Source organism: Pseudomonas sp. FW305-28 (genome assembly GCF_017351395.1).
In the GTDB taxonomy this organism is placed as follows: Bacteria; Pseudomonadota; Gammaproteobacteria; order Pseudomonadales; family Pseudomonadaceae; genus Aquipseudomonas; species Aquipseudomonas fluorescens_AA.
On record NZ_JACNDD010000087.1, the window covers coordinates 14777 to 28678 of the forward strand.

The window sequence follows — 13902 nt, forward strand, 5'->3', positions numbered from 1 at the left end:
GGACTGACGCCATCGCGAGCAAGCTCGCTCCCACATGGGATTTGCGTCGTTCACAAAACCCTGTGGGAGCGAGCTTGCTCGCGAAGAGGCCTTCATAGACGCCGCAAAACTACAACCCTTCCAATTCCGCCATCAAATCATTCAACCGGTCCACCTTCTCCTCAGTGATTTCGCTGGCCGCCAGCCCATCGATGTAGTCGGCCAGTTCCAGCACCGTGCTGCACTCGAACATCGCCCGCAGCGGCACGTTGCGTTGCAGGGCCTTTTGCACCCGTGAGGCGATTTGCGTCGCCAGCAGGGAATGACCGCCCAACTCGAAGAAGTTGTCCCGTACCCCTACCCGCTCGACTTTCAGCACCTGGGCCCAGATGTCTGCCAGGGTCTGCTCCAGTTCATTACCGGGTGCCTGATAGTCCTGGCTTTGCAACTGGCCGATCTCCAGGGCCGGCAAGGCCTTGCGGTCGAGCTTGCCATTGGCGTTGAGGGGCAGGCGATCGAGCCACAGCCAGTGCAGCGGCACCATGTATTCCGGCAGTTCGGCCCGCAGGCGCTGCTTGATGCGCTCCAGGCGTTCGGCGGGTTTGAGTGCCGAGTCGGTGGCCACGAGGTAGCCCACCAGATGCTTGCCATTGGCGCCCTCCTGCACGCCCACCGCCCCATCGCGCACTTCCGGCTGCTCATGCAAGCGCGCTTCGATTTCCCCCAGCTCGATGCGGTAGCCACGAATCTTCACCTGATGGTCAATGCGTCCGACGTATTCCAAGACCCCGTCGCTGCGCCGCCGCGCCAGGTCGCCGGTGCGGTACAGCCGCTCTCCCGGTGCCCCGAACGGGTTGGGCACAAAGACCGGGGCGGTGCGCAACGGATCGCTGACATAACCGCGCCCGACCCCGGTGCCCGCCACGCACAACTCACCCACCGCCCCCAGCGGCACCAGGTCCAGCGCGCCGTCGAGCAGGTACAAACGGTTGTTGTCGGTGGGCGTACCAATCGGCAGGTAAGTGCCACGGGTCGACGCCTGGTCGACGCGGAAGAACGCCACGTCATCGGAGCATTCCGCCGGCCCATAGGCATTCACCAGACCAATGTCCGGGTAACGCAACAACCACTGGTGGGCCAGCTCCGGCGGCATCGCTTCACCGGTGGGCAGCATCCAGCGCAGGCCGTCCAGACCGATGCGCTCCTGGGCGAGCATGCCCTGGATCAGCGACGGCACGCTTTCCAGCACGGTGATGCGCTGTTGCTGCACATGCTCCAGCAGCCCTTGCGGGTCGTGGGCGATGGCGTTGGGCACGATGTCGACCCGAGCGCCGAACAACGGCGCGGCCAGGAACTGCCAGACCGAAATATCGAAGCTTTGGGACGCCGTCTGGGCGATGACATCCGCCTCGCTCAGCGCCAGGTACGGCACTTTGCTCAGTTGGTTGTTGAGCATGCCCCGCTGTTCCACCATCACGCCTTTGGGCAGGCCGGTGGAGCCGGAGGTGTAGATCACGTAGGCGAGGTTGTCCGGCCCGCTGTAGACGCCAGGGTTTTGCGACGAAAAGTCGCTGGCCTGGACGGTTTCCCACACCAGCAACTTCGGCCGTCCGGAACAGGCGAACTCGTCCAGCAACGCCTGGGCCTGGGCCTGGCAGGCCTGGGTGCAGACCAGCAAAGGCGTGCGGCTCAATTCGATGATGCGGCTCAGGCGCTGGCTCGGCAGGCCGGGATCCAGCGGCAAGTAGCCGGCACCGGCCTTGAAGCTGCCGATGATCATGCCCAGCAGTTGCGCATCCCGTTCAGCCAGCAACGCCACCGGCTGATCCGGACCGACCCCGGCCGCGATCAGCGCGTGGCCGAGGCGGTTGCTGCGCGCATTCAACTCGGCGTAGCTGTAGGTCGTGTCCAGGCAACTGACCGCAAGACGTTGCGGATGAACCGCGACCCGCGCCTCGAACAGCTCGATGTAGCTCTGCTCCAGCGGATAGCCATGCTCGCTCTGGTTGCAGCCTTCGATCAGGAAGTCCTGCTCTTGGGCACCGATCAGCGGCAACTCGCTCATGTCACCGTGCAAGCCCTCCATCAGCGCCAGCAGCAGCCGCTTGAACTCACTCAGCAAACCCTGGACGGTGGTTTCATCGAAGTAACGCTGGTCGTAGGAAAGGTGCAGCCCCAGGTCATCCCCCGGGTAGCAGACCGCCGTCAACGGGAAATTGGTGTGGGTACGGCCCGAGTCGGAGGTGGCATTGAGGCTTTGGGCACGGTCCAGCACCGAGACTTCCACCGGCGCGTTCTCGAACACGAACAGGCTGTCGAACAACGGTTGCCCCTTGGGCAGTTCGCTGACTTCCTGGATGCTCACCAGCGGCAGGTATTCGTACTCGCGCAGTTGCATGTTGCTGTCCAGCAAATCGCTGAGCCACTGCCGTACGCTGCAGCGCTGATGGTCCTCGGGCATCTGCACGCGCAACGCGATACTGTTGATGAACAGCCCGACGGTGCGTTGCATCTGCGGCAGTTCCACCGGGCGCCCGGCCACGGTGACGCCGAACAGCACGTCGCGGTCGCCGCTGACCCGGCGCAGGACCAGGGCCCACGCCGCCTGGGCGAAGGTGTTGACCGTCAGTTGATGGGCCTGGGCCAGTTCCCGCAGCCGTGCGCCGTCCCGGGCATCGAGACGGGTGTAGCAGTCGCCGACGATCATGCCGCCGCTGTCACCGGCGTGCTCGCGCAGGAACGGCCGGTCGCCAGGGATCGGCGTGGTCCGCTCGAAGCCTTGCAGGTTGTGCTTCCACCACTGCCGGGCTGCGTCCAGGCTCTGGTGTTGCAGCCAGCCGATGTAGTCGCGATAGCGCGGCGGCACAGCCAACTGCGGCTCGCGCTGCTCGCCCAGGGCGGTGTAGATCTCGAAAAAGTCATCCATCAGCAGCGAACGGCACCAGGCATCGATGAGGATGTGGTGGTTGCTCATCATGAACCAGTAGCGCGCCGCGCCGACCCGAATCAGCCGCAGGTGGAATGGCGCCTGGTTCAACAGATCGAAACCGGCCTCGCGCTCATCCTTGAGCAGAGCCTGGAGCTTGGCTTCCTGGGCGTCTTCAGGCACCTCGGACCAGTCGAGGTAATCCACTGGCGTGCGGCCTGGCTTGTGGATGATTTGCAGCATGTCTTCGCCGACGTTCCAGCAGAACGATGCGCGCAAGGCTTCGTGACGGGCGATGACCGCCTGCCAGGCCTGGGCAAAACGCTGCGGGTCCAGTGCGCTGTCGATGCGGTAGCGATCCTGCATGTAGTACAGGCCGGTGCCCGGCTCCAGCAGGGTATGCAACAGCATGCCTTCCTGCATGGGCGTCAACGGGTAGACGTCTTCGATCTGCGCGGCCGGCACCGGCAGGCTGTCCAGCTGGCCCTGGGTCAGCTTCGCCAGGGGGAAGTCCGATGGCGTCAGCCCGCCCGCCTCGTCCGTCAGGCAGTGTTCGATGAGGCGTTGCAACTCATCGAGGTAAGCCTCGGCCAGGGCCGCGATGGTCTCGCGCTCATGGCGTTGGGCACTGAAGGTCCAGCGCAGCACCAGTTCGCCGCCGCTGACCTGGCTGTCGACGCTCAACGCGTTGGGTAGCGGCGCATCGGGATCGTGGATGGCACCCAGGGGCGCATCCAGCGGCTGGAACAGCGCCTCCTGGCCCAGGGTCTGGTCAAGCTGGCCCAGGTAGTTGAAGGTGATCGCCGCGTGTGGCAGGCCGGCCATCGCCTCGCGTGTCGGCGCGTCCGCCAGGTAACGCAGCACACCATAACCGAGGCCCTTGTGGGGCACCGCGCGCAGTTGCTCCTTGATGGCCTTGATCGAGACGCTGAAATCTTCAACCGCAGGACTCAGGCGCACGGGATAGACGCTGGTGAACCAGCCGACGGTGCGGGTCAGGTCGAGGTCGTCGAACAGCGCTTCGCGGCCGTGGCCTTCGAGCTGGACCAAGGCCGAATCATGGCCGCTCCAACGGCACAGCACCCGGGCCAACGCCGTGAGCAGCAGGTCATTGACCTGGGTGCGGTAAGCGCTTGGCGCCTGTTGCAGCAGTTGCCGGGTACGCTCGGCGTCCAGGCGCACGCTGACGGTTTGCCCGTGACGCTCCTGCAGCCCGCCGTCAGGATTCGCGCACGGCAGTTGCACTTGCGCACCGCTCAATTGCGCTTGCCACCAACCCAGCTCCTCGCGCAGGGACTCGCTGCCGGCGTAGGCCTGCAAACGCGCGGCCCAGTCGCGCAACGGGCTGGTCTTGGCCGGCAGTTGCGCCGCCTGCCCGGCGACGAGTTGGCGATAGACGGTTTGCAGATCGTCCATCAGCACTCGCCACGACACACCGTCCACCACCAGGTGATGAATGACGATCAACAACCGTTGCCGACCATCCGGCAACTGCGCCAGCACGGCACACAGCAACGGCCCGGTGGCTAGATTGAAACGGCTCTGCGCCTCGGCAAACAACGCTTCGCATGCCTGGGCAGTGTCCACGCTGACCTGCTGCAGCAGCACAGCGTCAGTCAGCGACTGGTGCTCGGCACGCCAATGTCCGGCGCTTTCGTCAAAGCCCAGGCGCAAGGCATCGTGGTGCTGGAAGACGCTACGCAGCGCCTGCTCCAGCCGTTGCGGGTCCAGGGCCGTGGTCGGTTCCAGCAGCAATGCCTGGTTCCAGTGATGGCGGTTGGGGATCGGGCGCTCGAAAAACCAGTGCTGGATCGGCGTCAACCCGGACTCGCCCTGCAACAGGCCCTGCTCGGCATGCACTTGCTGGCTGCGCGTGGCGACGGCGGCCAGGGTCTGTACGGTCTGGTGCTGGAACAAGTCCCGGGGCGTGAAATGAATGCCCTGTTGCCGGGCACGGCTGACCACCTGGATGGACAGGATCGAATCACCGCCCAGCTCGAAGAAATTATCGTTGAGGCCCACCTGCGCCACGTTCAGCACGTCGCACCAGATCGCCGCCAAGGTCTGTTCCAGGGCATTGCTCGGCGCCACGTAAAGTTGGCGATTGAGTTCAGGATCGGGCAGCGGCAAGGCGCGGCGGTCGAGCTTGCCGTTGGCGGTCAGCGGCATGCTCGCCAGCAGGATCAGGTGCGTGGGCACCATGTAGTCCGGCAACTGCGCCTTGAGGTGGTTTTTCAAGGCGTCGCGCAGGGCCGCTTGTCGCTCGTCATCCTGGCTGGCGATGTCGCTCACCAGGTAGCCGGCCAGTTGCTTGCCGCCGGGCGTGTCGAGGGCCAGGACCACGGCCTCGCGCACCGCCTCATGTTCCAGCAGGCGGGTTTCGATTTCCCCCAGTTCGATGCGGAAACCACGGATTTTCACCTGATGGTCGATCCGTCCCAGGTACTCCACCAACCCGTCGGCACGCTGGCGCACCAGGTCGCCGGTGCGATAGAGGCGTCCACCGTCGGTGGCGAACGGGTCGGCGACGAAACGCTCGGCGGTCATCCCCGGACGCTGGTGATACCCCTGGGCCAGACCGGCGCCGCCCACATACAACTCGCCCGTGGCACCCGGCGGCACCAACGCCAGGTCCGCGTCGAGGATGTACGCCACCCGGGCACCGATCACGCTGCCAATCGGCACACTGGCCGCACCCTCCTCCAATTGCTCGGGGGCCAGGCTCGCCAGGGGCATGACCACGGTTTCGGTCGGGCCATAGGCATTGAAGAACAGGCTCGGGCTGAACGCCGCGCGAATGCGCTGCAAATGCTCGCCCGTCAGGGCTTCGCCGCCGGTGATGCACATGCGCACCGGCAAGGTCTGGCCCTGGGTCGCCAACCACTGCGCCAACTGGCTACCGTAGCTGGGGGTGAACCCCAGGATGTTGATGCGGTGCTGGCGAATCAGCCCGCAGATTTCCTCGGCGTCCCACTGGCCCTGGGCCCGTAACACCACATGGGCACCAATGAGCAGCGGCACCAACAGGCGTTCGGTGGCCGCATCGAAGTTGATGGAATAGAAATGCAGCTCACAGTCGTCCGGGCGCATGCCAAAGCGCTGGATCACCGCCTGGCAATGCATGGCGATTTCACCGTGGGACACCACCACGCCCTTGGGCTTGCCGGTGGAACCGGAGGTATAGATCAGATAGGCCTGGTGTTGCGGCAGGTTGATCAGCGGCAGTGAGTGATCCGGGTACTGCGCCAAGGCCGGCGAATCATCTTCCAGGCACCAGCACTCCACACCCTCGGGCAGTGCACCGAGGGCCTGGAGCATCGCCCGGTCGCTGAGCAGCAGGCTGATGCCACTGTCTTCGATCATGTAGTGCAGGCGATCCAGCGGGTATTCCGGGTCCAGCGGCACGTAGGCGCCGCCGGCCTTGAGGATCGCCAGCAGGCCGATGACCATTTCCAGCGAGCGCTCCAGGGCCAGGCCGACCCGCACCTGCGGCCCGACGCCTGCCTCGCGCAGGCGCCAGGCCAGGCGATTGGCGCGGCTGTCCAGTTGCGCATACGTCAGGGTCTGCCCGGCGAAGGTCAGGGCCGGTGCATCGGGACGCGCCCGGGCCTGTTCGGCGAACAGTGGGTGAATGCATTGGTCCAGGCGATGCTCACCGGGCTCGACGCCCAGGCTGTCGAGCAGTTGTTGCTGCTCGCCTGCATCGAGCAACGGCAGCTCGCTCAGCCGTCGGCTCGGATCGTCCAGCAGCGCTTGCAGCAGATTGCGCCAGTGCCCGGCCATGCGCGCGATGCGCGGTTCGTCGAACAGGTCGGTGCTGTAGGTCAGGCAGCAACCCAGGCGCTGATCCAGGTCGGTGACTTCCAGGTTGAGGTCGAACTTGGTGGCCCGGGCGTCGTTGACCAGGTATTCGACGGTCATGCCGGCCAGCGTGCGGCTCTGCTGGAATTCCCAGCGCTGCACGTTGCACATCACCTGGAACAACGGGTTGTAGGCCGCACTGCGCGGTGGTTGCAGGGCTTCCACCAGATGATCGAATGGCAAGTCCTGATGGGACTGGCCTTCGATGACGGTGTGGCGCACCTGTTCGAACAGTTCGCCCACCGACATCTGCCCGTCGAGCTGGCAACGCAGCACTTGGGTGTTGAGGAACGCACCTATCAGCCCTTCACTTTCCGGGCGGATGCGGTTGGCCACCGGCGCGCCGATGCGCAGGTCGATCTGGCCACTGTAGCGGTAGAGCAACACGGCCAGGGCGGCGGTCATGGTCATGAACAGGGTCAGGCCCTGTTGCGCGTTGAAGGCGCGGACCCGCGCGGCCAGCTCATCACTGAGATCGAAACGGAACAGTTCACCGCGATGGCTCTGCACCGACGGACGCGGGCGGTCGCCGGGCAGCTCCAGCAGCGGATGCTCGCGGCCCAGTTGCGCGGTCCAGTAGTCCAACTGCCGTTGACGCTCGCCGGATTCCAGCCACTGGCGCTGCCAGACGCTGTAGTCCAGGTACTGCACCGGCAAGGGTTCCAGCGGGGATTCACGGTCGTCGACAAAGGCTTCGTACAGCGCGCTCAGTTCACGGGCAAAAATGTCCATCGCCCAGCCTTCGGTGACGATGTGGTGCAGCGTCAGCACAAAGTAATGCTCATGCTCGGCGGTCTTGACCAGGCAGGCCCGCAGCAGCGGTCCGGTTTCCAGGTCGAAGGGCTGGTGCGCCTCGCTGTCGGCCAGTTGCTGCACCCGCTGCTGACGAATGTCAGCGGCCAGCATCGAGAAGTCCTTCCAGTCCATGCGCAGGCCCGTCTCGCCGTGCACCTGTTGGCAGGCCACGCCGTCGACGCTCGGGAACGTGGTGCGCAGGGTTTCGTGGCGCAGGATCAACGCCTGCAAGGCCGCCTCGAAGCGCCCGACATCCAGCACCCCGCGCAACCGCGCCATGCCGCCGACGTTGTAGGCCGGGCTGTCCGGCTCCATCTGCCAGAGGAACCACATGCGCTGCTGGGAATACGACAGCGGAACCGGTTGGCTGCGGTCGACCTTCTCGATGGGCGGCTGGCGATTGGTCTGGCCGCTGGCCTGGATCAACCGCACTTGCTCGGCGAAAGCCCCCAGTTCACTCGCCTCGAACAGCGCTCGCAACGGCAGTTCCACGTCACAGGCCTGGCGAGTGCGGGAAATGATCTGGGTCGCCAGCAGCGAATGGCCGCCGAGGGCAAAAAAATCGTCCCGCAGGCCGATCCTCGCCAGTCCCAGCACGTCGCGCCAGATGCCGGCGATTTGCTGTTGGAGGGCGCTGACCGGCTCGACATGCTCGCGCACCTGCCATTGCGGTTCAGGCAAGGCGCGGCGATCGAGCTTGCCGCTCGGGCTCAAGGGCATGGCGTCCAGGCGCAGCAGTTGGGCGGGCACCATGTAGTCCGGCAGTTCGGCGGCCAGGGCGGCCTTGAGCCGGGTGTTCAATTCGTCCTGGCCGTGGGCGACCTCCGGCGCGGTGTAATAACCGATCAACTGCGGACCGGCCGAGGTGTCGCGCACCAGCACCGCCACTTGGGCGACGCCGTCCTGGGCCAGCAGGCGCGCTTCGATTTCCTGCGGTTCAACCCGGAAGCCGCGCAGCTTGACCTGCTGGTCGAGGCGGCCGAGGTATTCGATCACGCCGTCGGCGCCCCAACGCACCCGGTCGCCGGTGCGGTACAACCGCGCACCGGCCGGCCCCATTGGGTCGGCGACGAAACGCTCGGCGCTCAGGCCCGGACGCCCGAGGTAACCCCGGGCCAGGCCCAGGCCGCCAATGCACAGCTCGCCCGGCACACCGGCCGGCACGGGATTGAGGTCGCTGTCGAGCACCCGGCACAGCACATTGCCCAGGGGACGGCCGATGGGCGAGCGCTCGCCATCAGCTTCGGTGCAATGCCAATGGGTGACATTGATCGCGGTTTCGGTCGGGCCGTAGCGGTTGTGCAATTGCGCCGACGGCAGTTGCGCCAGCACCCGGTTGCGCAACTCGGCCGGCAAGGCTTCGCCACCGCAGAACAGCCGGCGCAGGCTGGTGCAGCGGGCGCTCAGCGGTTCTTCGACAAACAGGCTGAGCAGCGGCGGTACGAAGTGCAGCGTGGTGACGCCAAACTGCTGCACCAACTGGGCGATGCGGTGCGGGTCACGGTGCTCACCGGGGCCAGCCAGGACCAGTTGACTGCCGGTGATCAGCGGCCAGAAGCACTCCCAGACCGACACGTCGAAACTGATGGGGGCCTTTTGCATCAGCACATCGGTGGCATCCAGCCCATAGGTCGCTTGCATCCATTGCAGGCGCTCGGCCAGGGCCGCGTGGGTGTTGCCGACGCCTTTGGGCTGGCCGGTGGAGCCGGATGTGTAGATCACGTAGGCCAGGTGATCGCCGTGCAGGTGCAGGCCCGGCGGGTTGCTCGGCCATTGTTCCAGGTGCAAGGCATCCATGGCGATGACACTGACGCCGTCGCAGGCTGGCAAACGCTCCAGCAACGCGGTCTGGGTCAGCAGCAGGTCGACGCCGCTGTCGTCGAGCATGTAGGCCAGGCGTTCGGCCGGGTAGTCCGCATCCAGCGGCACATAGGCACCGCCGGCCTTGATGATGGCCAACACGCCGATAAGCAACTGTGGCGAACGCTCGGCGGCAATCGCCACGCACACATCCGGGCCAACGCCCTTGTCCCGCAGGTAATGGGCCAGGCGGTTGGCCTGGGCGTGCAGCTCGGCATAATCGAGTTGACCACCGTCCCAGCGCAGGGCGATCCGTTGCGGCGTGCTGCGGGCCTGCTCGTTCAACAGCTCCGGCAGCCATTGGCTGGCCAGCTCGCACGGGGCCGCGCTCCACTGCTGCTGTTGGCGGTGTTCATCGGCGGTCAATAACGGTACATCGCCGATGGCTTGCTGCGGATCGGCACAGACCGCCCGCAACAGGTTGCAGTAATGCGCTGCCAGCCGCTCGATGGTCGCCGCCTCGAACAGTTCGTCGGCGTAGTCGAACGACAGGGTCAACCGGCCGTTGCGATCTTCTTCGCTGTGCAATTGCAGGTCGAACTTGGCTTCGCGGCTGTGCCACGGCAACTCCTCGGCCAGCAGCCCCGGCAGACGGCGCAAGGCACTCAGGTCACGCTGCTGGTGGTTGAACATCACCTGGAACAGACCTTGCTCGCGCGCCTCGGGAAACGCTTCGAGCAGTTGCTCGAATGGCAGGTCCTGGTGGGCCTGGGCCCCGAGCGTGGCTTCCCGGGCCTGGGCCAGCAACGCGGCAAACGGTTGACGGGAATCGACCTGCCCGCGCAGGACCTGGGTGTTGATGAAGAAGCCGATCAGCCCCTGGGTTTCCAGGCGCGGACGGTTGGCGTTGGGCACACCGACGCGGATGTCGGATTGCCCGGTGTAACGCTGCAACAGCGCCTGGAAAGCCGCCAGCAACAGCATGAACGGCGTCGCGTCATGGGCCTGGGCCACGTGGCGCAGGGCCTCGCCGAGGTCCTTGTCCAGGCGCAGGCTGTGCCGCGCGGCGCTGCGCTGGCGTTGAGCGCTGCGTGGATGATCCGTGCCCAGCACCAGGGGCGATTGTTCAGCGCCCAGTTGCTGCTTCCAGTAGGTCAGTTGGCGCTCGGCCTCGCCCTGGGCGAGCCACTGGCGTTGCCAACTGCCGTAGTCGGCGTATTGCAAGGGCAATGGTGCCAGTTCAACAACCTGGCCTTGGGAGATGGCGGCGTATAAGCGGGAGAATTCTTCGATCAGTACATTCATCGACCAGCCGTCGGCGATGATGTGGTGCAGCGTCACCAGCAGTTGATGGTCATCCTCGTCGAGGCGCAACAGGGTGACCCGCAGCAGCGGTCCCTTCTCCAGATCGAACAGCGTGGCCGCTTCGTCTTCTCGAACCTGCCGCGCCCGGGCTTCGCGCCGGTTGGCAGGTTCGTCACTGAGATCGATCACCTGCAGCTTGAATTCGCCGGCCGGATCGACCTGTTGCAAGGCCACCCCATCCCGCTCCAGGAACCGCGTGCGCAAGGACTCGTGACGCTCGATCAGTTGCTGGAAACTGGCCCGCAGCGCGTCTTCGTCCAGCTCGCCGCGCAGGTGCAAGGCGCCGGGAATGTTGTAGGCACGGCTCACCGGGTCGAGCTGCCAGGTGATCCACAAACGGTTCTGCGCCAGGGATTGCGGCAGTGGCGCATGGCGCGGCAATGGGCTGATCGCGCCCTGGGCCTGGCCGCCGTCCCGCTGCTGGTTCGCCACCGCCGCCGCGAACGCCGCCAGGGTCGGCGCTTCGAACAGCAGGCGCAGGTTGAGCGCCAGCCCGAGGGTTTCGCTCAGGCGTGCGATCACCTGGGTGGCGGCGATGGAGTTGCCGCCCAGCAGGAAGAAATGATCGTCGGCCCGGACCTGCTCGACCTGCAATTGCTCCCGCCAGACCTGACCGATGAGGGTTTGCAACGCGGAGGACGGGGCGGGTTCGTCAGCCACGTCTGCTGCCGCTGACGGGAACTGAGCGTAACTGTCCAAACTGCCGTCGGCCAACCGGATGCGGCAGGCCGAGCGCTGCAACTTGCCGCTGGAGGTCTTGGGCAGCGCGCCGGGATTGAGCAGCACCACCACGCTCGGGGCTTGCTGGCAGGCCTCGGCCACGGCCTGGCGAATGGCGTTGATCAAGGCTTCGGGCGGCAGGATTTTCTGCACGCTGCGGCTGATTTCCGCAGCGATGCCGATGCCCTCCTCGCCGTTGTCGTTGACCGCGAACGCCGCCACCCGGCCCTTGCGCACCACCTCCACTTCGCGCTCGATGGTTTGCTCGATGTCCTGGGGATAGAGATTGTGCCCGCGCACGATCAGCAGGTCTTTCAGGCGACCGGTGATGAACAGTTCGCCGCCGCGCCGGAAACCCAGGTCGCCGGTGCGCAACCAGGTCTGGCCGTCGTGCTGGACAAAGGTTTTGGCGCTGGCTTCAGGGTTGCGCCAGTAACCCAGGGCGATGCTCGGCCCGGCGGCCCAGACTTCACCGACCTGATTGTCGGCCAACGGCTGCAACGTGGTGGGCTCGACGACCAGCACCGCGTGCCCGGGCTGGCTGACACCGCAACTCATCACCGCGCTGCCCTGCCCCGGCTCGGCCCGGTTCTGCGCCAAGGCTGCGTCATCCACTCGCAACGAAGGAATGCCGTGGCGGCGCGGCGTGCCGGCGACGAACAAAGTCGCTTCGGCCAGGCCATAGGAGGCCATGAAATTGTCCGGCGTGAAGCCGCACGGAGCGAATTTCTCGGCAAAACGCTCCAGGGTGTCGAGGCGGATCGGCTCGGAGCCGGAATAAGCCACGCGCCAGCCGCTCAGGTCGAGACGTTCCAGGGCCGCATCACTGACCCGCTCGCTGCACAACCGATAGGCGAAATCCGGGCCGCCGCTGATGGTGCCGCCGTACTCGCTGATCGCTTCGAGCCAACGCACGGGGCGGGCCAGGAAATAAGCCGGGGACATCAATACGCAGGGAACGCCGCTGAACACCGGCTGCAACAGACCGCCGATCAGACCCATGTCGTGGTACAGCGGCAGCCAGCTGACGATGACGTCGTCGGGGTTCAGGTCGATGCCGAAGCCATAACGGATCAGCAGTTCGTTGGCCACCAGGTTGCCGTGGCTGACCTGCACACCCTTGGGCAGCGCGGTGGAGCCGGAGGTGTATTGCAGGAAGGCAATGTCATCGTCCTGCAGCGTCGGCATCCGCCATTGCCCGGCGTGGGCCGGGTCGAGGGTATCGACGCACAACACCGGCGGCGCCGACTCGATGGCCTGCAACGGTTCGCGCAGATCGCTGCTGGTGAGCAGCAGGCGCGGTTCGGCGTCGGCGATGATCGACAGCAGGCGCTCCTGATGGTGGCGACGGGCGGACTCCGGCGGATAGGCCGGCACTGCAATCACCCCGGCGTAGAGGCAGCCAAAAAACGCCGCGACGTAATCCGGGCCACTGGGAAACAACAGCACGGCGCGATCACCCAACGCCGCTTCGGCCTGCAAGGCGCCGGCGATGGTCCGGGCGCGCAGGTCCAGGTCGCGATAACTCAACACCACACCCTGCCCAGGGGTGTCGGCAAGGAAGCGCAGGGCCACCCGGTCCGGCGTCAACGCGGCGCGGCGCTGGAGGGCATGAGCCAGGGTGCTGGGGAGTTCGAACGCGTCGGTCATGGGGGTTTCCTGCCTGAATTCGGCTTGCAAGTTGTCCCCCATGGAACGGATAGCCGCGGCAAATAATTAGTCCGGCAGCCGACTCACCGCGGCATGCAGCCAGGCAGCCAGCGGCCAGGCACCGCGGCAATGGGTCGCGGCGCCGAGGCTGGACTTTATTACATCAATAATTCTTCTTCTCAATTGACAATCATTATCATTAAGCCTAATTTGGCGCTCGATGTGTAGGACGGGTCCGGCATCCGGACGTCCCGCTAACTTTTTGCAGCAAGGTGAATTCCATGACGGAACAAGTATCCACAAGCAGGTGCGACTCACCGTTACTCCAGGCGTTCGTCGATAACCGACTGATCCTGGTCAAGATCGCGGCGCGCATTACCGGTTGCCGGTCCCGCGCGGAAGATGTGGTGCAGGACGCCTTTTTCCGGCTGCAATCGGCACCACAGATCACCTCCTCGTTCAAGGCGCAACTCAGTTATCTGTTCCAGATCGTGCGCAACCTGGCGATCGACCACTACCGCAAGCAGGCGCTGGAACAGAAATACTCGGGGCCGGAGGAGGAAGGGTTGAACGTGGTGATCCAGGGTGCTTCGCCAGAAACCTCCCATATCAACTTCTCGACGCTGGAGCACATCGCCGACGCGCTGACCGAACTGCCCAGCCGCACCCGCTATGCCTTCGAGATGTACCGCCTGCACGGCGTGCCACAGAAGGACATCGCCAAGGAGCTGGGGGTCTCGCCGACCCTGGTGAACTTCATGATCCGCGACGCACTGGTGCATTGCCGCAAGGTGTCGGGGGTTCGG

2 protein-coding genes are annotated in these 13902 nt (G+C 65.4%); one reads left to right on the plus strand and one right to left on the minus strand.

Features of this window, described 5'->3' with window-relative positions; genetic code table 11:
* Nucleotides 1-109: 109 nt before the first annotated feature.
* Nucleotides 110-13096 (minus strand): non-ribosomal peptide synthetase, encoded by a 12987-nt coding sequence (locus tag J4E53_RS19730; RefSeq protein WP_103309722.1) that lies wholly within the window; start codon nucleotides 13094-13096, stop codon nucleotides 110-112.
* 281 nt (nucleotides 13097-13377) lie between these two features.
* Between J4E53_RS19730 and J4E53_RS19735 the strand changes: the two genes are divergently transcribed.
* Nucleotides 13378-13902 (plus strand): RNA polymerase factor sigma-70 (locus J4E53_RS19735; protein ID WP_207268175.1); only part of this gene is annotated, 525 nt, incomplete at its 3' end.